The sequence below is a fragment of the Solwaraspora sp. WMMB335 genome (assembly GCF_049179075.1).
Taxonomy (GTDB): Bacteria; Actinomycetota; Actinomycetes; order Mycobacteriales; family Micromonosporaceae; genus Micromonospora_E.
This window is the reverse complement of record NZ_JBMHMF010000001.1, coordinates 1,589,428-1,608,884: the sequence shown is the minus strand read 5'-3', so window position 1 is coordinate 1,608,884 and position 19,457 is coordinate 1,589,428. Positions and strand designations below refer to the sequence as shown.

Sequence of the window (19,457 nt, the reverse complement as noted above, 5' to 3'; positions counted from 1 at the left end):
CATGGCGGTGACCCTGACCTCGCGCGCCCCGGCACCGGTCAGATCCTGGATCGCCACGCTGCCGGCCAGGTTCCCCTGGGTGACGGCGGCGTCCCTGGCGGTGTTCCTGCTGCTCTGGGAGATCATCGGCCGGCTGGCCGACTACCGGGCGCTGCCACCGGTCTCCGAGATCTACCGCACCTGGCTGTCGTTCTACCAGGACGGAGTCCTGTTCACCGTCCTGCTGGAAAGCGCCAAGACCTTCGGCATGGGCATCGGGCTGGCGATCGGCACCGCGATCGTGGTCGCGCTGCTGATGAGCCTGTCGCGTACCGCCGAACAGGTGATCGCCCCGTACATCGACGCCGGCATGTCGGTGCCGATCACCGCGACCATCCCGATCCTGATGATGGTGTTCGGGCTCGGGACGGCGACCCGGGTGGCGGTGGTGTTCCTCTACTCCTTCTTCATCATCGTGGTCTCCATGCAGGCCGGGCTGAAGAAGGTGGACCCCGCCCACGAGCAGCTCGCGCACGCCTACGCGGCCTCACCGATGCAGGTGATCATGAAGATCACCCTCCCGTCGGCGCTGCCGTTGGCGATCACCGGGATCCGGCTCGGCGTGAGCCGGGGCATCCGGGGCATGGTCAACGCGGAGGTGATCATCTCGACGGCGGGGATCGGCTGGCTGCTGATGCGTTCGTCGCGCGAGTTCAACATCGCCGGGGTCTGGGCGGTCACCGCCACCATCATCGCCGCGGCCCTGCTCGTCATGGGTCTGGTGACCCTGCTGGAACGTTGGTTCGTCCGGGGCGGCGCGCGGTAGCCACCACCCACCGGTAGTGTCGCCGGGCATGCGGATGGTCTACACCTCAGCTGACGACGACACCTACCACACGGCACGGCAGCGGCTGATGCACCGGATCGAGAAGTGGGCACGTACCCGGCGGCGGACCGAGATCGACCTGTTCCTGATCGAGGCGTTGCTGGACCACCGGTACCACGACGGGGACGGACTGCTCGGCCGCTGGCAACCCGAGGACCTGACCGAGACGCTGACCGAGTGGTTCCCCCGGCAGGTGACGCTGCGGCCCGACGAGTGGACCGGTGTCGTGCCGAGCGTACGCGGCTTCATCGACTTCCTGTTCGACGAAGGGCTCGCCGACCGGCGCTGCGCCGACCAGGGGGTGCTGCACGCCGTCCTGGACAAGCTCACCGGGGCGGTGGCCGAGGCGATGGCCGACCAGACCCGCTACGGTCCGGCGAAGTACTGGACCACCCGGATGATGACCGAGGGCGTCGACCCGACCGATCCGGCCGCCGCGCAGGCCTTCATCGCGGACGTGCACGCCGGCCGGATTCCCGTCGACCGAGGGCTGCTCGACCAGGTCGTGGCCAACCACGCGCCGGCCGCCGGCCGGTCGCCGGCCATGCCGCTGGTGGCGGTGCCCGACGACGCCGAGTTGCGGGCAGCCGCCGAGGCATCCACTGTGCTGCGCCGGCTGCGGCAGCTGGTGGCGTGGGTGGGGGACGGGCGCACGCTCACCCAGACCGGCAACCTCCGGCTGGCCGACGCGCGCGAGCTGATCGCGTTGCTGGGCACCGCCGACGTCATCGATCCCGTGCTCGGCGCGGAGGTTCACAAGACCCGCAGCAGTACGGAACTCTACGAGCTCTCGGTGCTCGTCGCCTGGGCGCGCTCGGCCCGCGTCGTCCGGGCGGTCAAGGGCCGGCTGGTGCCGGTCAAGAGCGCGGCCAAGGTGCTGGCCGATCCGCTCGCGCTGGCCCACCGGGCGTACGCAGCGCTGCCCGAGATCGGCGCGGCGGTGTGCGGCAGCGGCTGGCACGAGTCGGTGCTGCGGTGGCGGTTCGACGACGCCGTGCTCACCGCGGGTCTCGCGCTCTACACCACGCCGCAGCCGCTGCCGGTGCCGGCCCTGCGGGAGGTGCTGTACCGCGCGGTGGAGGATACGATGCTGATCCCCGGCGTCGGCACCGAGCAACAGCAGCAGACCTGGCGCCGGCTGGCGCACAACGATGCCGACCGGTTGTTCGAGCTGCTCGCCGCGCTCGGCGCGGTCCGGCTCGACGACGACGAAGTCGCCCTGACCCCGTTCGGCGCCGCGCTGGTCGCGCACCGGCTGCGTGAGCACGGGGTACGGGTGCCGACCGTGGCGGAGCTGCTGGACGAAACCGCAGAGGTGGTGGTGGCGATCGCCGCCGACAGTGATCCGGACAGTGCGGACCGGCTGCTGTCCGCCTGGTGCGCGCACCAGGGCCGCACCGGGCACGCCGAGCTGCGGGCGTTGGCGAGCCGTACTGACGACCGGGCACACCGCCGGATCGCCCGCTCCTACGCGAACGACGCATCCGCGCCGAAGGCTCCACCGTCGACGGCCAGACCCCGACGGTAGTGGCCATCGGCCCCACCTGCGCCGGTGGCGCGACCCGGCAGGAGGCCAGCAAACTGGTCCAGGAGGTCGGCGCGGGCGGCGGATCCGCCGGTGGCGCCGGCCGGCCGACAGGACGCACGCGGAGGCGGAGGACAAAGCGGGATGATCGAGCAACTGCTGCCAACGACGGCGGTGGCCCGGGAGGCGTTCGACGACAGCGTCCCGGTCACCCTGCATCCCGAGGAGGAGAAGGCGTTGGGGGGCAGGGCGGTCGACAAGCGACGCCGCGAGTTCGGCACGGCCCGTCGCTGCGCCCATGAGGCCCTGGCCGAGCTGGGCCATGTCGACGTACCGGTGCTGTCCGGACCGCGTCGCGAGCCGTGCTGGCCGGACGGGATCGTCGGCAGCATCACCCACTGCGACGGCTACCGGGCGGCTGCGGTGGCCAGGGTCCAGGACCTGACCTCGATCGGCATCGACGCCGAACCGCACAGGCCATTGCCCGACGGGGTGCTCGACAGCATCGCGTCGCCGGCCGAAACAAGACTGCTGGCGACGCTGCACGCCGACCATCGGCACGTCTGCTGGGACCGACTGCTGTTCTGCGCCAAGGAATCGGTCTACAAGGCGTGGTACCCGCTGGCGCAACGCTGGTTGGGCTTCGAGGAGGCACACGTCGAGATCGACCCGGCCACCGGCGGGTTCACCGCGCGCCTGTTGGTCGAGGGCCCGCTGCTGCCCGACGGGATCCGGCTGACCGGATTCACCGGACGCTGGCTGGCGCGCAACGGTCTGCTCGTGGCGGCGATCAGTCTCCCGGCTGCCAGCGACGCGACCGGGCGCGCCGCCTGACGGACACCCCACCCCAGAAGGCCAGTCCGCTCACCCGGATCCGTGGCCCGCCCGGACTGCCCAACCCGCTGGCCCGCTGGTCGAAGCCACCCATGATGCCCAGACCGGTGACCGACACGTCCGCGTCGTCCGGCACGATGATCTCCATCCCGCCCATCACCGCCCAGGCACGCACCCGGATCACGTTGCCGTCGAGTTGTGCCTCCCGCAGGTCGATCCGCCCGCCGCCCCAGAACGCGAGCGCCCGGAACGTGCGCGGGGCCACCCATCGTCCCCGCCGGTCGAACCCGCTCATCACCCCGATCGCCCACTTCGGCGGCCGGTGCCGCTCGACGTCATGGCCGGCCCGCCTGGCCACCGCGTCGGAGACGGCCCGCGGGATGTCCCGGGTGAGTGGCTCCAACTCGGCGTAGGTGCGGGCGGCGTACGCCCGGCCCAGCCGCTCGTCCAACTCCGCCAGCTCGATCCGGCCTTCGGCCGTGGCCGCACGGAGCACCTCCGCTACCTGTTCCCGGTCCGCGTCAGAGGCCCGCAACTCGTCCGGGGGCAGCCGGTCAGGAAGGTTGCTCACGCCGCACAGCGTACCGACCGACGTCAGCCCGGTGGATCGCGCAGGACCGCGGTCAGCACCTCGGTGTGGGTGGCGAAGGCGAGTTCCACCGGATCGGTGACCACCAGCCACTCGGACGCTTCCGCCGTCGCCGTCACCGGTGGCAGCTCGGCCGCCGGCCGGGGCGGCAGCAGCCCGAACACCAGCAGCGTCCCGCCGCTCGGCGCGCTGCGTACGTCGTACAGTCGCACCTGGTCGACCGGTCCGGACAGTCCGGTCTCCTCGCACAGCTCGCGGATGAGGGCGGCCCGCCAGTCCTCGCCGTACTCGATGAAGCCACCCGGCAGCGCCAGCTTGCCCCGCGCCGGTTCGATGTCGCGGCGCTGCACCACCACTCCGACACCGTCCGCTGTCCACACCGGCACGACCGCCACCGCGACCGGTGCGGGGTTGCGCCAGACAAATTGTCCACAGTGGGTGCACTCGCGGGGCCAGGCCGCGTCGGCCGGGTAGCCGGCACCGCAGAACGAGCAGAACGAGTACGGCGTGGCGGTCACAGCGCCCGACGATACGCGTTGCCGCACACCCCGGCCCTCCGTGCCCTGCCGCGGTGGTGCCGGTGCGACGAGGGTAGCGGTAGCCTGCGGCGATGCGGCACATCCTGGAGCCGGACAGCCGGACCCTGCACGGATACTTCTCGCCCGACTACCCGCCGGTACTCACCGTCGATCCGGGGGACACCGTGACCCTGCGGACCCTGGACTGCTGGTGGTCGGCCGGGCCGTACCAGGGCGGTCGCCATGACGACCGGCCGCGGGTGACGTCGTACCGGCCGGGTTTCGGCCATGCGCTGGTCGGGCCGATCGCGGTCCGTGGTGCCCGGCCCGGCACCACCCTGTCGGTACGGATCGACGAGGTGGTGCCGGCCGCTTGGGGCACCACGCTCGCCGGTGCCGGCCTGACCCCGCACGACCAGCGGTACGGCATCGCCGGCGCCGAGACCGTGCACCGCTGGCAGTTGAACCCGACCGGGTCGACCGGCCGCAACCAGTTCGGTCACACGGTGGCGCTGCAACCGTTCTTGGGCGTGCTCGGCCTGCCGCCGGCACAGCCGGGCGAGCATTCCACCATCCCGCCGCGCCGCTGCGGCGGCAACCTGGACTGCAAGGACCTGGTCGCGGGCAGCACGTTGCTGCTGCCGGTGACCGTCGACGGCGCGCTGTTCTCCGCGGGTGACGGCCACGCCGCGCAAGGCGACGGCGAGATCTGCGGCACGGCGATCGAATGCCCGATGGACCGCGTGCGGCTCACCTTCGACCTGATCGAGGATCAGCCGCTGACCGGGCCGGTGGCCCGGGTCGATGGCGCCTGGCTCACCTTCGGCCTCGGGGACACCCTCGACGCGGCCGCCGCCGACGCGCTCGACGCCATGATCACGATGCTGACCCGCCGGTACGACCTGGCCCGCGGTGACGCCGTCGCGCTCGCCAGCGTGGTGGTCGATGTGCGGGTGACCCAGATCGTCAACAAGGTCGTCGGGGTGCATGCCCGACTGGCCGACGACGCGATCCGCTGACCGCCGGCCCGTCCGCCCGCGCGTCAGCCCGGCGGCAGCAGTGCCGGGCGGCGGCGGGCTGCCAGGTCCTCGATCCAGCCGATCGCCAGCACGACGGCGGCGAGCAGCACGGTGCCCGCGCCGAACGTGGCGACCTTGCCGGCGGGCACGCCCGCCGCCGAGAGCAGCGCGCCGGCCGCGAACAACACCGGCAGGTGCCAGACGTAGATGGTGACCGCCCTGGCGTTGATCGCGGCGATCAGCCAGGACAGCCATCGGACTCGGGCCAACCAGTCCAACCGGGGCCGGGCCCGCATCAGCACCAGCACCGCCGTCCAGCCCCACGCCAGCCGGCCGAGCCGGTCGGCTTCGCCCTGTTCGGCGAGCCAGGCCAGGGCACCGAAACCGACGGCGGCGACCAGCAGCGTGTACGCCGCCAGCGGGATTCGGTCCAGCAGGCCGGTGTGCCGGGCGTACCCGATCAGCCAGCAGGTGCCGTAGGCGGCGCTGGACCAGATGACATCCCCGACCGGGGTGGGCGGCACGTGCACCAGCGGTGAGTAGAGCACGACGGTCGCCGCCGGCAGGGCCAGCAGCGCGCCGACCGGCCACCGCCGGAACACCCACCACAACGCCGGTGAGAGCAGCACCAGCCACAGATAGGCGCGGATGTACCACAGGCCGAGTGAGAACGGCCCGCCCCACTCGCTGGACTGCGGGTTGGCCAGCGGCACCACCCACCAGGCAAGATCCAGCACGCTCGGGCCGCCGTCGGGATCGTTGCCCCAACCACGGGCCAGCATCAGCGGTACGGCCACCACGGTGAGTGCCCACAGTGGAGGCAGCAGCCGACGCAACCGGGACCCGACCACCCGCAGCGGCTTGCGGCGCTCTAGCGAGGCGGCGGTGAGGTAGCCGGCCAGCGCGAACATCACCGGCATCGCCGGGAACACCATCGGCAGCCAGGTCACCCACAGGGTGTGCAGCAGGTAGACCCGCAGGATCGCCAGCGCCCGCAACGCGTCGATGTAGCCGCTGCGGCCCGCGGGCCGGTGTCGCGGCTCGCCGTCGCCCGCGACCGGGTCCGCCCGGCGGGGCGCGGGCACGGCGACAGCGCGGTCGTCCTCACACGGGGGCCTGCTGGCGGGCATGGCCGGACAAGGTAGACGGGCTGTGCCGGCCTGGGTACGACAAGTGTCTGTCTCTGTCATGGCCAGTAGATGAACGACTGGTGGCCGAGTCGTCGCCGGCCGGTCCCGCCTGCTCGGGCGGGACCGGCCGGGCGATCTCACGGTCGCCGTGGCTCAGGCGCCGCCGGGTTCGAGGGTCACCGTCAGCGGGGTGAAGTCGCCGCCGGTCACGTCGACGCCGTCGGCCTGCGCCGCCGCCAACGCCTGCTCGATGTAGTCGTTCGTGTAGGCCAGCCCTTCCGGCTCCGCGGTGAGCACGGTCTGCCCGTCCTGGTTCCTGGTGGCCAGGGACAACTCCACGGTGCGTGCCCAGTCCGCCTCGTCGATCAGCCCGATGCCGGCCTCCGACGGCCAGATCAGCTTGTTCACCTCGTTGGTCTGCCACAGTTGGTGACTGGCGCCGAGGGTGGAACCGGCGGCGACCACCAGGTCCCGGCACTGCTCCGGGTTGTCCCGGCAGTACGCCCAGCCCTTGATCGTGGCGGTGAGGAACTTGACCGTGGTCTCCTGGTAGGCCTCGTCGTCCAGCCGGCCGGTGTCGGCCCAGATCGCGTCCTGCAGCATCGCGGTGCCGACCTCGTTCCAGTCGAGCACCGTGAAGTCCTCCGGCGTGTAGAGCTCACCGGTGTCCGGATTCTCCGCCTCCAGCAACTGGGCGTACTCGTTGTAGCTCATCGCCTGGGCGGCGTCGATGTCGCCGCGCAGCAGCGCCTGCATGTCGAACTGCTGCTGCACCAGCGTGACGTCGGCGCCCGGGTCCAACCCGGCCTGGGTCATCGCGGCGAACAGTTCGAACTCGTTGCCGAAGCCCCAGTTGCCGACCTTCTTGCCGCGCAGGTCCGCAGGCTCGCTGATGCCGGCGTCGGCGAACGCCACCTGGTACGTGCCGGAACGGGCGAAGATCTGCCCCACGTTGGTGATCTCCGCGCCCTGCTCGCGTGAGGCCAGCGCCTTGGGCACCCAGGCGATGGCGTAGTCGGCCTGCCCCTGGGCGAGCACCGTCTGCGGAACGATGTCGACGCCGCCTTCGAGCAACTCGACGTCGAGGCCCTCATCGGCGTAGAAGCCCTGCTCGACAGCGGCGATGTAGCCGGCGAACTGAGCCTGGTAGAACCACTGCAGTTGCACCTTGATGCTGGTGGTGCCGCCGGTGGCGTCGCTGCCGCCCGGCTCCTCGTCCGCCGTGCCGCAGCCGGCGAGCGCCAGTGCCGCCGCCGTCACCGCCGCTGCGGCGCCGTGCCATTTTTTCATATCCGTCGATCCTCCTCGTCGCGATGGATGGATGGGTGGGTGGTCGGAAGCCGACCGGTGGTTCAGCGTTGACCGGTGTCTGACTCTCGCGCGGTGCGGAGCCGCCTACCGGGCCGCTGCGACCCGCCACGGCATCGAGATCCGTTCGAGTAGCAGCGTCGCCAGGTAGAACACCAGCCCGAGCAGGCAGGCACCGACCACGAACGCCCAGGCCCGGGGGTACGCGGTGAGAGCCGCCGCCGAGGTGATCCGGGCACCGAGGCCGTCCTGCAGGCCACCGAAGTATTCGGCCACCACCGCCGCGATGACCGCCAGCGAGGACGCCTGGCGCAGCCCGGTGAACACGAACGGCAGCGCGCCGGGCAGCCGTACCAGCCGGGCGAAGGTCCAACTGCCGGCGGCGTAGCTGGTCAACAGCTCGCGGTGGATCGGCTGCACCTCGCCGAGCCCGCGCAACGTGTTGAGAAAGATCGGGAAGAACGCGACCAGGCCGACCACCAGCCGTCGGGGCACGCTGCTGGTGGCGTCGAACATGTTGTTCAACACCGGAGCGAGGGCGATGATCGGCAGCGCGTTGATCAGCGCGGCGAGCGGCACCGACACCTCGCTGAGCAGCCGTACCCGGCCGACCAGCAGCGCGCACAGCACGCCCAGCACCGCCGCTGCGACCAGACCGGCCAGCGCGTTGGCTCCGCTGGCCAGGCTGGCCTGCCATACCACGGAGCGGCTCGCCCAGAACTGTTCGGCGATCGCCGACGGTGCCGGCAGCACGTACGACGCCACCCGGCCGAGGCGTACCGTCGCCTCCCACAGCGCCAGCCCGCCCAGCCCGACCGCGACCGGTGCCAGCACGGCGTACGCCGACCTCATGGCGTGACCGGTTCCCGGTCGGCGGGACGGGTCCCGCGCAGCGCCTGGCGTACGGCGGTGACGGCGGCGAAGAACTCCGGCGACTGGCGGGTCTGCTCCGAACGTTCCCCCAGGTCGACGTCGATCACCGCGGTGATCCGACCGGGTCGCGGCGACATCACCACCACCCGGTCGGACAGGTAGACCGCCTCGGAGATCGAATGCGTGACGAAAACCGTGCTGGTCCGCGCCGTGGCGCAGATACCGAGCAGCTCGCTCTGCAACCGTTCCCGGGTCATCTCGTCCAACGCGCCGAACGGTTCGTCCATCAGCAGCAGCGGCGGATGCACCGCCAGCGCGCGGGCGATCGCCACCCGCTGCTGCATCCCACCGGACAGCTGTGTCGGGTAGTGGCCGGCGAACTCGCCGAGGCCGACCAGGTCGAGCATCTCGGCGGCGCGGGCCCGCCGCTGCGCCCGGCGCACGCCACGCAGCTCCAGCGGCAGCTCCACGTTGCGCCGCACCGTCCGCCAGTCGAACAGGCCGGCCTGCTGGAACGCGATGCCGTACTCCTGGTCCAGCCGGGCCCGTCGGGCGGGCTTGCCGTTGACCGTCACCGAGCCGGTGCTCGGCTCGATCAGATCCGCGATCAACCGCAACAGGGTGCTCTTGCCGCAGCCCGACGGGCCGATCAGCGACACGAACTCGCCCCCGGCGATGGTCAGCGCCACCCCGGTCAGCGCGGTCACCGCACCCGGACGGCCGGGGTGGAACACCTTGCCGACCCCGTCCAGCACCACCGCGTCGACACTCATCGCGACCTCATCCCTGTCCGGTGGCGCTACGGTGCCGGGTCAGCGGAATCTCCAGCAGGTTCACCACGACGGTCACCACCAGGCCGAGGGCGGCGGCACCGAGCATCGCGGCGTACACCTTCGCCGGGTCGCTGGTGGCCTGCCGGGAATACTCCAGCAGCAGCCGGCCGATGCCGCCCCGGGTGCCGGTGGAGATCTCGCCGACCACCGCCCCGACCACCGCGGCGGCGCCGGCCAGCCGCAACGCCGGGAACAGGTACGGCACCGCCGCCGGCAGCCGCAGCTTCACCAGGGTGCGCCACCAGCCGGCGGCGTAGCTGCGCATCAGCTCCACCCCGGCCGCCGGCGGCGACTGCAGGCCGCGCAGCATGCCCACCGCGACCGGGAAGAACGCCAGGTAGGCGGCGATCACCGAGACCGACATCCAGGGCTGCCACGGGTAGGGACCGACGGACAGCCGGCCACCCCAGCCGGCGATCACCGGGGCCAGCGCGACCAGCGGCACGGTCTGGGACAGCACCACGTACGGCAGCAGTCCACGTTCGACGATCCGCAGTCGCTGCATCGCCACCGCCAGCAGCAGGCCGATCACGGTGCCGGCGGCGAATCCGACCGTGGTCACCCCGAGGGTGAACAGGCAGGCGTCGAGCACCACCCGCCACACCGGCAGCCCGGCCGTCGCGTCCGGGTCGGTCAACCGGGTGAGCACCTGCCACACGTGCGGCATCGCCGCGTCGTCGGTGCGTGGCAGCAGCCGTACGCCGAGCAGTTCGGTGCCGTCCGGGTCGCCGACCGCCTTGTACCCCTCCCACAGGCCCACCACCAGCAGCGCCGCGACGCCGGTGCCGGCCCCGACCCGTGCCCGGCGCGGCCAGTCGCGGGTCAAGAGGTGACCACCTCGCCGCGCACCCGCGGGATGATCTGCTCCCCGTACGCTGCCAGGGTGGCCTGCTTGGCGTCGTGCTGCAGGTAGACGGCGAACTGGTCGACGCCGAGCTCACGCAGCTCGCCGAGCCGGCGCAGGTGCTCGTCGACCGGGCCGAGCAGGCAGAACCGGTCGACGATCTCGTCGGGTACGAAATCGGTGTGGGTGTTGCCGGCCCGTCCGTGCTGGGCGTAGTCGTAGCCCTGCCGGCCGGCGATGTAGTCGGTGAGTACCTTCGGCACCCCGGCGCCGTCACCGCCGTAGCGGGCCACGATGTCGGCGATGTGGTTGCCGACCATGCCGCCGAACCAACGGGTCTGCTCCCGTTGGTGGGCGAGGTCGTCGCCGACGTACGCCGGGGCCGCGACGCAGAACGTGACCGCGTCCGGGTCGCGGCCGGCCCGCTGCGCGGCGGTGCGCACCGCGCCGATCATCCAGGCGGCGATGTCCGGGTCGGCGAGCTGCAGGATGTAGCCGTCGCCGACCTCGCCGGCCAGGGCGAGCGCCTTCGGCCCGTACGCCGCGACCCACACTTCCAGCACGCCGTCGTCGACCCAGGGCAGCTGCAGGTCACGGTCGCGGTAGCGCACGGTCCGCCCGCAGGCCAGGTCCCGGATGATGGTGACGCACTCGCGTAGCTCGGCCAGGGTGGTGGGGCGGGCGCCGAGTACCCGCACCGCCGAGTCGCCCCGGCCGATGCCGCACACCGTGCGGTTGCCGTACATCTCGTTGAGGGTGGCGAACATCGAGGCGGTGACGGTCCAGTCCCGGGTGCTCGGGTTGGTCACCATCGGGCCGACCGTCAGCGCCGAGGTGGCGGCCAGGATCTGCCCGTAGATGACGAACGGCTCCTGCCACAGCACGTGCGAGTCGAACGTCCACACATGGCTGAAGCCGGCCTGCTCGGCCTGCACCGCCAGGGAGACCAGCTCGCGGGCGGGTGGATCACATTGGAAGACGACACCGAAGTCCATCCGCTGCCCCATCTCTTCAGATCAGGTAGTCCGACAGGCCACGGTGCAGGTAGCGGCCGTGCCCGGCCCGTCCGTGGTAGGCCCCGGTCGGGTCGACCAGGACGGTGCCGCGCGAGAGCACGGTGTCGACCCGGCCGGCGATCTCGAACCCTTCGTACGCCGAGTGGTCCATGTTCATGTGGTGGGTGTCCACCGAGATGGTGGTCCGCCCGGTCGGGTCGTAGACGACGATGTCGGCGTCCGATCCGGGTGCGATGACGCCCTTGCGCGGGTAGAGCCCGAACATCCGGGCCGGGGTGGTGGCGATCGTCTCCACCCAGCGGGCCAGCGACAGCTTGCCGTCGACCACGCCCTGGTAGACCAGGTCGACGCGGTGCTCCACACCACCGATACCGTTGGGGATCTTGGAGAAGTCGCCGAGGCCGAGTTCCTTCTGGTCCTTGAAGCAGAACGGGCAGTGGTCGGTCGAGACCACCGCCAGGTCGTTGCCGCGCAGCCCGCGCCACAGGTCGGCGTGGTGGGTCTCGTGCCTGCTGCGCAGCGGGGTGGAGCAGACCCATTTGGCGCCTTCGAAGCCGGGCGCGCCGAGTTGGTCCTCCAGGGTCAGGTAGAGGTACTGCGGGCAGGTTTCGGCGAACACGTTGCGGCCGGCGTCGCGGGCGGTCGCGACCGCGGCGAGGGCCTCGCTGGCGGACAGGTGCACGATGTAGAGCGGGCAGTCGCCGGCCACCCCGGCCAGCGCGATGGCCCGGCTGGTCGCCTCGGCCTCCAGCGCCGCCGGCCGGGTCAGCCCGTGGTGGATCGGATCGGTCTGTCCGCGGGCGAGGGCCTGGCCGATCAGGACGTCGATGGCGATGCCGTTCTCGGCGTGCATCATGATGGTGGCGCCGTTGTCCCGGGCCTTCTGCATGGCCCGCAGGATCTGTCCGTCGTCGCTGTAGAAGACTCCGGGGTAGGCCATGAACAGCTTGAAGCTGGTGATGCCCTCGGTGGCGACGAGCGAGTCCATGGCCTTGAGCGATTCGTCGTCGACCCCACCGATGATCATGTGGAATCCGTAGTCGACGTGGCAGTTGCCCTCGGCCTTGGCGTGCCAGGCGGCCAGCCCGTCGCCGACCACCTCGCCGGCGCGCTGGACGGCGAAGTCGATGATCGTGGTGGTGCCGCCGTGGGCGGCGGCCCTGGTGCCGGTGTCGAAGGTGTCCGAGGCGAACGTGCCGCCGAACGGCAACTCCATGTGGGTGTGCACGTCGACGCCGCCAGGGATGACGTACTTGCCGCTGGCGTCGAGGACGTCGACGCCGTCGGCCGGCCCACGGCCGGGTGCGTAGACCGCCGCGATGGTCTCGCCGTCGACGAGAACGTCGGCGGGGTGCGGTCCGGTCGGTCCGACGACGGTGCCGCCGGAGATCAACAGAGGCATGGGTTCCCTTCCGGCCTCGGGGTCAGGGCTGCACGAGATCACCGTAGGCGTCCGGGCGGCGGTCCCGGTAGAAGGCCCACCGGTTGCGGACCGTCTCGATCAGACCGAGGTCGAGGTCACGCACGATCAACTCCGGCTGGTACGGATCCCCGGTGTCGCCGACGAACTTGCCCTCCGGGTCGACGAAGTAGGACGTGCCGTAGAAATCGTTGTCCCCATAGGCGGACTCGACCCCGACCCGGTTGATCGCGGCGATGAAGTACTCGTTGGCCACGGCGGCGGCCGGTTGTTCCAGTTTCCACAGGTACGACGAGAGGCTGCGGCTGGTCGCCGACGGGTTGAACACGATCTGCGCGCCGGCCAGACCCAGTGCCCGCCAGCCCTCCGGGAAGTGCCGGTCGTAGCAGATGTAGACGCCGACGCGACCGACCGCGGTGTCGAAGACCGGGTAGCCGAGGTTGCCGGGGCGAAAGTAGAACTTCTCCCAGAAGCCTTTGACGTTGGGGATGTGCGTCTTGCGGAACTTGCCGAGGTAGCTGCCGTCGGCGTCGATCACGGCCGCGGTGTTGTAGAGGATGCCGGCCTGCTCCCGCTCGTACATCGGCAGCACCATGACCATGTTGTGCTCGGCGGCCAGCGCGGCGAAGCGCTCGGTGGTGGGGCCGGGGACCGACTCGGCGTACGAGTAGTACTCGCTCTCCTGCACCTGGCAGAAGTACGGTCCGTAGAACAGCTCCTGGAAGCAGATGACCTGGGCGCCCTGCGCGGCGGCCTGCCGGACGTACTCCTCATGCGCTTTGATCATGGACTCCTTGTCGCCGGTCCAGGCAGTCTGGACGATGGCGGCTCGGACGATCTCGGGCATGGCGAATCCTCCCTACTCGGCCGGATTCCGGCCTGACCTGGCCCTTCCCGGCGTCGAGAAGGTACGACTGTAACCACGCCCGCAGTGACTGACAATCAGGTACGTGTTACCGGGTGTTTCAAACGTGTAATGCGGTCAACTACGCGTGTTGCCGGTCGGCACGCACGGACGGCCGCCGGGCGGTGCCGCCAACGCGGCACCGCCCGGCGGGGGGTTGTCCGTATCGTCAGGACGCGGCGCAGGTCACCGATGGTGTCCCGGCGGCCGACGAGGCGATGAAACCGAAGTTGGTGCTCGCTCCGGCGCCGAGGCTGCCGTTGTAGCTGACGTTGCGGGCGGTCACCGTTGACCCGCTCGCGGTGACAGTGGCGTTCCAGGCCTGCTGGACCGTCTGTCCGCTGGGGTAGGTGAGGGTCACCGTCCAGCCGCTGATCGCCGAGGAGCCGGCGGTCACCCGCACGTCACCCTGGAACCCGCCGGACCACTGCGACGCGACGGTGTAGCTCGCGGTGCAGCCCGCGCCGGCCGGCGGCGGGGTGGTCGGCGCCGGGGTGGTCGGCGGTGCGGTGGTCGGCGGTGCGGTGGTCGGCGGTGCGGTGGTCGGCGGGGGCGGGGTGGTCGGTGCCGGGGTCGGGGTGCTACCGGTGCCGCCGAAGTTCACGTCGCTGCAGAAGTAGTACGACTGGTCCATGTGGCTGGCCTGCCAGATGGTGTAGACCATGTGCCGGCCGGTGCGTCCCGGGGCGTTGACCGGGATACCGATCTGCACCCCGTTGGGCACGCTCTGCCACTGGGCGGCGGGTGTGTTGCCGATCTGGGCGATTAGCTCCAGGTTGCCCCAGCCCAGGGCCTGGGTGACCGGGTTGAATCCCTGCCGGGTGACATAGACCCGGATGTAGTCGGCGCCGTGGCTGGCCTGGTCGAACAGCTGGACGGTGAACGAGTTGTTGATGTTGGTGGCGTGCCAGTCGCCGATGGCGTCCATCGCGTTGTACCGACCGCCCTCGGTGCGTCCGCCGCTGCAGAGCTGGCCGTCCGGGATGGCACCCTGGTGGTTGCCGGCGACACCTTCGCGGTAGAGGCCGTTCCAGTTCCACATCGCGGCCGCGTTGGCCTGCCACGCCTGGTAGCACATCGGGTCTTCGTCGGCCATTTCCGGGGCCATGTGGTTCTCACCCCAGCGTTCCAGACAGCCGTAGTTGCGTGACGCCGGGCTGACCACGGAGCCGTGTGCCGAGGCGACGTTGGCCAGGGCGGTGGTGAGCAACAACCCGGCGATGACGGCGACCACCAGGGCATACGCTCCCAGTGGTCGGCGGGTTGCGGTGGCAGAGGACATCGTTGACTCCAACCTCATTAGGTGCGCCGGACAGCGGCGCGGTTGGGAAGACTCAGGACTGATTGCGGGGAGTTGCCCGTGCTCCCCGCGCGGATGTCGGCTCCCGGTCTTGGTCTGAGGCTGACATATTGATCGACTTCTGTCAATTGATGGTGATCTTGCTGGAAGTGGTGATCTTGCTGGAAGCGGGGGCCGGCGGCGGGGCGGGACGGTGGTGCGCCCGCCCGACCCCGCCGCCGGGGTCAGCTCACAGGCCGATTCGTCCGGTGCCGGCGCCGTTGGTGACGACCGACTTGACCTGGCTGGCGGTGGTCAGCGAGTACGAGTAGGGGATACTCGCCACGCTGCCGGCCGATTCCGGGGTTCCGGAGTTGACGAAGTAGTTGTTGCGCTGGACCAGGGTGCCCGGGTCCGAGGCGGCGTAGCCGACGTACGTGGGTCCGTCGACGTTTTCGAAGTAGTTGCCCTCGACGAGTACGCCGGCGTTCATGGTGGAGGCGACGCCGTACTCGTTGTCGTAGTAGTAGTTGTTGAACACGTGCACCGGGTTGCCGAACCGCACCCGCGGATGCCGCGTGCCGGAGCCGTCGAACCAGTTGTTGTGGTACGTCACCCGCAGGTGTCCGACGTCCTGACCGGCGTTGCTGTCGGAGTGGCCGAGCAGCATGGACTTGTCGTGGTTGAAGATGCGGTTCCACGACACGGTGATGAAGTCGGAGCCGCGCTTGATGTCGACGGCGCCGTCGTAGCCGTTGGTGAAGCTGTTGTGGTCGACCCAGACGTTGGTCGCCGATTCCTGGACGTTGATCGCGTCGTCGTTCCAGTCGCGGAAGTTGATGTTGCGGATGATGACGTTGTCACTACCGTTGAGGTTGAATCCGCAGCCGGCGATCGTGGCCGAGGAGCCGACCCCGAGGATGCTCTTGTTGGAGCCGACGCTGAGCATGCCGGAGCAACTGATGGTGCCCGACACCCGGATGACCGAGGCACTGGAGGAGCTGATCGCCGAGGCCAGCGCCGAGGAGCTGGTGACGGTGACCGGGCTGGCGCTGCCGCCGCCGGTGGTGCCGCCGTTCTGGGTGGCCCAGCCGACCATGCCGGTCGGGGCCGGTCCCGGTGGCGGGTTGCCGCCGTTGACGGTGATCATCTGCCATTGCTGGTTCCAGCCGTTGAGGTCGGTGTAGCCGGTGAGGGCGCCGCCGTCGGCGGTGGACCATTCCCAGACGTCGATGACTTTGTTGCTGTGTCGGTTGACGAAGCGGACGTAGCCGCTGTCGGAGTCGGCGAGGCGGAAGTGTTGGCGGGTGGTGCCGTTGTCGGGGTTCTGGACGAGGGCGGTGCCGTCGGTGGCGTTGGGGAGTTCGAGGAACTTGCCGCTGTGTACGGAGCGGATGCGGTAGTAGCCGCTGCCGACGTCGACGAACTGCCACTGTTGGACGGCGAGGTCGTTGCGGGTCCATTGGACGATGGGTGCGCCGTCGGTGGTGGCCCAGTTGTAGAGGTCCATGGCTTTGCCGCTGTGTCGGTTGACGAACACGTAGGTGGCGCCGGTGTCGACGGTGGCGGCCGACGCCGCGGTGACACCCACGGCGGTGCCGGTGCCCGCGAGCAGCAGCGCGGTCGCGCCGACCACCAGTGCCCGCCAGTGGCGACGGCGGTGGTGGGTGGAGCCCGATGGGACGGAGGCTCTCATGGTTGCTTCCTTCCGGGTACGGGAACGCGCAGGACGGAAAGCGCTTTCCGGTGGTCGACAGGCTATCGAAGCGATTCGTTGTTTTCAATGGAATCTATCGATGAGTCTCGCGAACTGGACTGGATCTGCCAGCGCTGGAGCGATCCACGACAGCGGTGACCGTCACCTTCCCGGGTGAACCTCGGGCATCTTGCGGCCGGCCACCGGCCCGGCCGGGAGACTCCAGCACAGGCGACGACGGGGGTGGCGGATGTCGGCAGCGGCGCGGATCTTCTTCGCGCAGGTGAACGACAACGGTTCGCAGCGGGTGCCGCCGATGATGGACGGCAGCCTGCGGTTCGACGTTCATGACGGCGGGCACACCGGGCACTGGTTGCTGCGGATGAACCGTGGCGAGGTGCGGGCCGAGGAATCCGACGCCCCGGCGGACTGCGTCGTCACCATCGACTCCGGGCTGTTCGACCGGCTCCTCCGCGGCGAGGAGCGCCTCGATCCCGCGTTCGTCCGCTACGCGTTCACCCTGGAGGGGATGTTCCCGCTGCTGCTCATGTTCCGCCGGTTACTGCCCGACACCCTCGGCGCCCGGCATCCCCGGCAACTCGCGCAGGGATGGAAGGAAGCCCGGTGAGGAACCTCAGCTACACCAGCATCCTCAACGGCAACATGTTCATGATCAGCGACGGCCGGGGTGACATCCTGCCCTCGGCGGAGCTGCCGACCGGACTGTTCGCCTACGACATGCGTTACCTGTCCACCTGGAACCTCACCGTCAACGGCGAGGCGCTGTCCGCCCTGTCCGTCGACGACCTGCAGTACTTCGAGTCGCGCTTCTTCCTGGTGCCCGGCGAACCGACCCACTACGTCGACGCGAAAGTCTCGATCATCCGGCAACGATCGCTCGGCGGTGGGCTGTTCCTCGAACAACTCACCGTGCTCAACCACCAGGAGGTCGAGGCCGACCTGCGGATCCGGCTGGAGATCGGCACCGACTTCGCCGACATCACCGAGATCGCCGACGTGCAGAAGAAGGGCAAGCTGTCCACCGCCGTGGAGCAAGGTACCCTGCGGCTGCTCTACGCCCGGGAGAACCAGTACCGGGAGGTGGTCATCACCAGCAGCGCGGCCGCCGCGGTGGACGACCACGGGATGACCTTCGACGTACGCATCGCTGCGCATAGCGCGTGGGAGACCACCCTGCAGCTGGTCTACTGGAACCGGGGTGCCCAGGGCCGCGACATCCGCGAAGCGGTGCCGACCTACGACACCCCGGCCAAGGTGGAGATGAGCCGGGTGCTGGACGAGTGGCTCGCCGCCGCTCCCACATTGAGCTGCGACTCCCAAACACTCGACCAGGCGTACCGGCGCAGCCTCGTCGATCTGGCCGCACTGCGCTATGCGGGCAACACCAGGGGTGAAATGCTGCTCGCCGCCGGGCTGCCCTGGCTGATGGCGTTGTTCGGGCGGGACAGCATCATCACCTGCCTGCAGATCCTGCCGTTCGCGCCGTCGCTGGTGCCGAACATCCTGCACGGACTCGCCGACACGCAGGGCAGCCGGCTCGACGACTTCGCCGAGGAGGAACCCGGCAAGATCCTCCAGGAGTTCCGTTACGGCGAACGGGCCGGATTCGAGGAGATCGCCGCCTGTCCCTACTTCGGCGGCGCGGACACCACACCGCTGTTCGTCGTCCTGATCGAGGCGTACGAGCGGTGGACCGGCGACACCGCGATCGCCCGGGAACTGGAGTTCCAGACCCGCCAGGCGCTGCGCTGGATCGACGAGTACGGCGACATCATGGGCGACGGCTACCTCTGGTTCGCCCGGCGCAACGACCGGCTGGGCGCGGAGAACCAGTGCTGGAAGGACTCCGCCGACGGCGTCTCGTACCGCGACGGCCGGCTGCCGATCGGCCCGCGGGCAACCTGCGAACTGCAGGGCTACGTCTACGACGCCAAGCGCCGCGGCGCCCGGCTGGCCCGTGAGGTCTGGGGCGATCCGACGTACGCCGCCGAGCTGGAAAGACAGGCCGCCGAACTGAAGCGACGGTTCAACCGGGACTTCTGGATCGCCGACCGGGAGTACTTCGCGCTCGGCATGGACGCCGACGGCAACCTGATCGACGCCTGCACCTCGAACATCGGCCACCTGCTGTGGAGTGGCATCGTCGACGAGGACAAGGCGCCGTCGGTCGTCGCCCGGCTGATGGGCCGCCGGCTGTTCTCCGGCTGGGGCATCCGCACCCTCGCCGAAGGCGAAGGGCGCTACAGCCCGGTCGGCTACCACACGGGGACCGTCTGGCCGTTCGACAACTCGCTCATCGCCCTCGGCATGCGCCGGTACGGTTACCACGAGGAAGCCGGTCGGATCGCCGGCGCCATGATCGACGCCGCCCAGTTCTTCGACGGCCGGTTACCCGGCGCATTCGCCGGCTACGACCGGTCGTTGACCAAGTACCCGGTCCAGTTTCCGGCGGCGTGCAGTCCGCACTCCTGGTCGGCCGGAGCGGTGTTGATGTTCCTGCGCACGATGCTCGGCCTGGAGCCCAAGGGCGAGCACCTGATCGTCCACCCGTGCTTGCCGAAGGGCATCGGACGGATCGAGCTGCTGGACATTCCGGGCCGGTGGGGGGTGGTCGACGCGTTCGGGCGCGGTCACTGACCGGGAGTAGCGCCATGCACCGTCGGGTACGTCAACTCGACGACCACCGCCGCTACCACCGGAAGGGAGACTTGTGACCTCGACTCAGGTGCACACCACCGTGGCGGAGTTGGCCAGCGCTCCTGACCCGTTCGTGTCGCTCTACC

The 19,457-nt window shown here is 70.2% G+C and carries 18 protein-coding genes and 1 pseudogene; 6 read left to right on the top strand and 13 right to left on the bottom strand.

The genetic code is table 11. The features are described 5' to 3' along the window. The first annotated feature begins 1 nt into the window (after window position 1). From ACN27F_RS06505 to ACN27F_RS06495, 3 genes are all read left to right on the top strand, one after another. Entirely contained in the window at window positions 2-805 is an 804-nt protein-coding gene (locus ACN27F_RS06505) for an ABC transporter permease (RefSeq protein ID WP_421431697.1), read from the top strand. A gap of 28 nt (window positions 806-833) precedes the next feature. Next, complete coding sequence (locus ACN27F_RS06500) at window positions 834-2,393, top strand: hypothetical protein (RefSeq protein WP_421431696.1); 1,560 nt, start codon at window positions 834-836, stop codon at window positions 2,391-2,393. A 141-nt stretch (window positions 2,394-2,534) separates the two neighbouring features. After that, window positions 2,535-3,224: a 4'-phosphopantetheinyl transferase family protein gene (locus ACN27F_RS06495; protein ID WP_421431695.1), complete on the top strand. Its 690-nt coding sequence runs from the start codon at window positions 2,535-2,537 to the stop codon at window positions 3,222-3,224. Here ACN27F_RS06495 and ACN27F_RS06490 read toward each other — a convergent pair. Both ACN27F_RS06490 and ACN27F_RS06485 read right to left on the bottom strand, forming a co-directional pair. Continuing rightward, complete coding sequence (locus ACN27F_RS06490; RefSeq protein WP_421431694.1) at window positions 3,181-3,795, bottom strand: DUF1707 SHOCT-like domain-containing protein; 615 nt, start codon at window positions 3,793-3,795, stop codon at window positions 3,181-3,183. The two genes, ACN27F_RS06495 and ACN27F_RS06490, sit on opposite strands and share 44 nt — an antisense overlap. 23 nt (window positions 3,796-3,818) lie before the next feature. Then, entirely contained in the window at window positions 3,819-4,331 is a 513-nt protein-coding gene (locus tag ACN27F_RS06485; RefSeq protein WP_421431693.1) for an NUDIX domain-containing protein, read from the bottom strand. Window positions 4,332-4,423: 92 nt separating this feature from the next. On the opposite strand from ACN27F_RS06485, the gene ACN27F_RS06480 reads away from it, so the two are divergent. Further along, entirely contained in the window at window positions 4,424-5,350 is a 927-nt protein-coding gene (locus ACN27F_RS06480; RefSeq protein WP_421431692.1) for an acetamidase/formamidase family protein, read from the top strand. A 23-nt stretch (window positions 5,351-5,373) separates the two neighbouring features. Here the strand turns inward: ACN27F_RS06480 and ACN27F_RS06475 are convergent, their stop codons facing one another. The 11 genes and pseudogenes from ACN27F_RS06475 to ACN27F_RS06425 form a co-directional block, all read right to left on the bottom strand. After that, on the bottom strand, window positions 5,374-6,480 hold the full coding sequence (locus ACN27F_RS06475) for an acyltransferase family protein (protein WP_421431691.1): 1,107 nt from the start codon (window positions 6,478-6,480) through the stop codon (window positions 5,374-5,376). 153 nt (window positions 6,481-6,633) lie between these two features. After that, a complete protein-coding gene (locus ACN27F_RS06470) occupies window positions 6,634-7,770 on the bottom strand; it encodes an ABC transporter substrate-binding protein (protein ID WP_421431690.1) in 1,137 nt (378 codons plus the stop codon). Between the two features lie 105 nt (window positions 7,771-7,875). Then, window positions 7,876-8,640 carry an ABC transporter permease gene (locus ACN27F_RS06465; RefSeq protein ID WP_421431689.1) on the bottom strand — a complete coding sequence of 255 codons (765 nt, stop codon included), beginning with the start codon at window positions 8,638-8,640 and terminating at the stop codon, window positions 7,876-7,878. After that, on the bottom strand, window positions 8,637-9,434 hold the full coding sequence (locus ACN27F_RS06460) for an ABC transporter ATP-binding protein (protein WP_421431688.1): 798 nt from the start codon (window positions 9,432-9,434) through the stop codon (window positions 8,637-8,639). The genes ACN27F_RS06465 and ACN27F_RS06460 overlap by 4 nt, the downstream gene beginning before the upstream one ends. 7 nt (window positions 9,435-9,441) lie before the next feature. Next, window positions 9,442-10,320: an ABC transporter permease gene (locus ACN27F_RS06455; RefSeq protein ID WP_421431687.1), complete on the bottom strand. Its 879-nt coding sequence runs from the start codon at window positions 10,318-10,320 to the stop codon at window positions 9,442-9,444. Beyond that, window positions 10,317-11,333, bottom strand: a complete 1,017-nt coding sequence (locus ACN27F_RS06450; protein WP_421431686.1) for a TIGR03842 family LLM class F420-dependent oxidoreductase — start codon at window positions 11,331-11,333, stop codon at window positions 10,317-10,319. The genes ACN27F_RS06455 and ACN27F_RS06450 overlap by 4 nt, the downstream gene beginning before the upstream one ends. Before the next feature lie 16 nt (window positions 11,334-11,349). Then, window positions 11,350-12,756: a dihydropyrimidinase gene (gene hydA, locus ACN27F_RS06445; protein WP_421431685.1), complete on the bottom strand. Its 1,407-nt coding sequence runs from the start codon at window positions 12,754-12,756 to the stop codon at window positions 11,350-11,352. A gap of 22 nt (window positions 12,757-12,778) precedes the next feature. Next, complete coding sequence (locus ACN27F_RS06440; protein ID WP_421431684.1) at window positions 12,779-13,621, bottom strand: nitrilase-related carbon-nitrogen hydrolase; 843 nt, start codon at window positions 13,619-13,621, stop codon at window positions 12,779-12,781. A 226-nt stretch (window positions 13,622-13,847) separates the two neighbouring features. Then, window positions 13,848-14,960 (bottom strand): lytic polysaccharide monooxygenase auxiliary activity family 9 protein, encoded by a 1,113-nt coding sequence (locus ACN27F_RS06435; protein WP_421431683.1) that lies wholly within the window; start codon window positions 14,958-14,960, stop codon window positions 13,848-13,850. Between the two features lie 247 nt (window positions 14,961-15,207). Then, on the bottom strand, window positions 15,208-16,107 hold the full coding sequence (locus ACN27F_RS06430) for a pectate lyase family protein (protein WP_421440010.1): 900 nt from the start codon (window positions 16,105-16,107) through the stop codon (window positions 15,208-15,210). Between the two features lie 63 nt (window positions 16,108-16,170). Beyond that, a pseudogene (locus ACN27F_RS06425) lies at window positions 16,171-16,653 on the bottom strand (RICIN domain-containing protein); the annotation flags it as partial. 250 nt (window positions 16,654-16,903) lie between these two features. On the opposite strand from ACN27F_RS06425, the gene ACN27F_RS06420 reads away from it, so the two are divergent. Next, window positions 16,904-17,281 carry an SCP2 sterol-binding domain-containing protein gene (locus ACN27F_RS06420; protein WP_421431682.1) on the top strand — a complete coding sequence of 126 codons (378 nt, stop codon included), beginning with the start codon at window positions 16,904-16,906 and terminating at the stop codon, window positions 17,279-17,281. Continuing rightward, window positions 17,263-19,311 carry a glycogen debranching N-terminal domain-containing protein gene (locus ACN27F_RS06415; RefSeq protein ID WP_421431681.1) on the top strand — a complete coding sequence of 683 codons (2,049 nt, stop codon included), beginning with the start codon at window positions 17,263-17,265 and terminating at the stop codon, window positions 19,309-19,311. The genes ACN27F_RS06420 and ACN27F_RS06415 overlap by 19 nt, the downstream gene beginning before the upstream one ends. Window positions 19,312-19,457: the final 146 nt, after the last annotated feature.

What these genes read in the sequence shown, in the direction of transcription:
- ACN27F_RS06505 (WP_421431697.1), top strand. Translation starts at nt 2, where the DNA reads ATGGCGGTGACCCTGACCTCGCGCGCCCCGGCACCGGTCAGATCCTGG.
- ACN27F_RS06500 (WP_421431696.1), top strand. Translation starts at nt 834, where the DNA reads ATGCGGATGGTCTACACCTCAGCTGACGACGACACCTACCACACGGCA.
- ACN27F_RS06495 (WP_421431695.1), top strand. Translation starts at nt 2,535, where the DNA reads ATGATCGAGCAACTGCTGCCAACGACGGCGGTGGCCCGGGAGGCGTTC.
- ACN27F_RS06480 (WP_421431692.1), top strand. Translation starts at nt 4,424, where the DNA reads ATGCGGCACATCCTGGAGCCGGACAGCCGGACCCTGCACGGATACTTC.
- ACN27F_RS06475 (WP_421431691.1), bottom strand. Translation starts at nt 6,480, where the DNA reads ATGCCCGCCAGCAGGCCCCCGTGTGAGGACGACCGCGCTGTCGCCGTG.
- ACN27F_RS06470 (WP_421431690.1), bottom strand. Translation starts at nt 7,770, where the DNA reads ATGAAAAAATGGCACGGCGCCGCAGCGGCGGTGACGGCGGCGGCACTG.
- ACN27F_RS06465 (WP_421431689.1), bottom strand. Translation starts at nt 8,640, where the DNA reads ATGAGGTCGGCGTACGCCGTGCTGGCACCGGTCGCGGTCGGGCTGGGC.
- ACN27F_RS06460 (WP_421431688.1), bottom strand. Translation starts at nt 9,434, where the DNA reads ATGAGTGTCGACGCGGTGGTGCTGGACGGGGTCGGCAAGGTGTTCCAC.
- ACN27F_RS06450 (WP_421431686.1), bottom strand. Translation starts at nt 11,333, where the DNA reads ATGGACTTCGGTGTCGTCTTCCAATGTGATCCACCCGCCCGCGAGCTG.
- hydA (WP_421431685.1), bottom strand. Translation starts at nt 12,756, where the DNA reads ATGCCTCTGTTGATCTCCGGCGGCACCGTCGTCGGACCGACCGGACCG.
- ACN27F_RS06440 (WP_421431684.1), bottom strand. Translation starts at nt 13,621, where the DNA reads ATGCCCGAGATCGTCCGAGCCGCCATCGTCCAGACTGCCTGGACCGGC.
- ACN27F_RS06435 (WP_421431683.1), bottom strand. Translation starts at nt 14,960, where the DNA reads ATGTCCTCTGCCACCGCAACCCGCCGACCACTGGGAGCGTATGCCCTG.
- ACN27F_RS06430 (WP_421440010.1), bottom strand. Translation starts at nt 16,107, where the DNA reads ATGATCACCGTCAACGGCGGCAACCCGCCACCGGGACCGGCCCCGACC.
- ACN27F_RS06420 (WP_421431682.1), top strand. Translation starts at nt 16,904, where the DNA reads ATGTCGGCAGCGGCGCGGATCTTCTTCGCGCAGGTGAACGACAACGGT.
- ACN27F_RS06415 (WP_421431681.1), top strand. Translation starts at nt 17,263, where the DNA reads ATGGAAGGAAGCCCGGTGAGGAACCTCAGCTACACCAGCATCCTCAAC.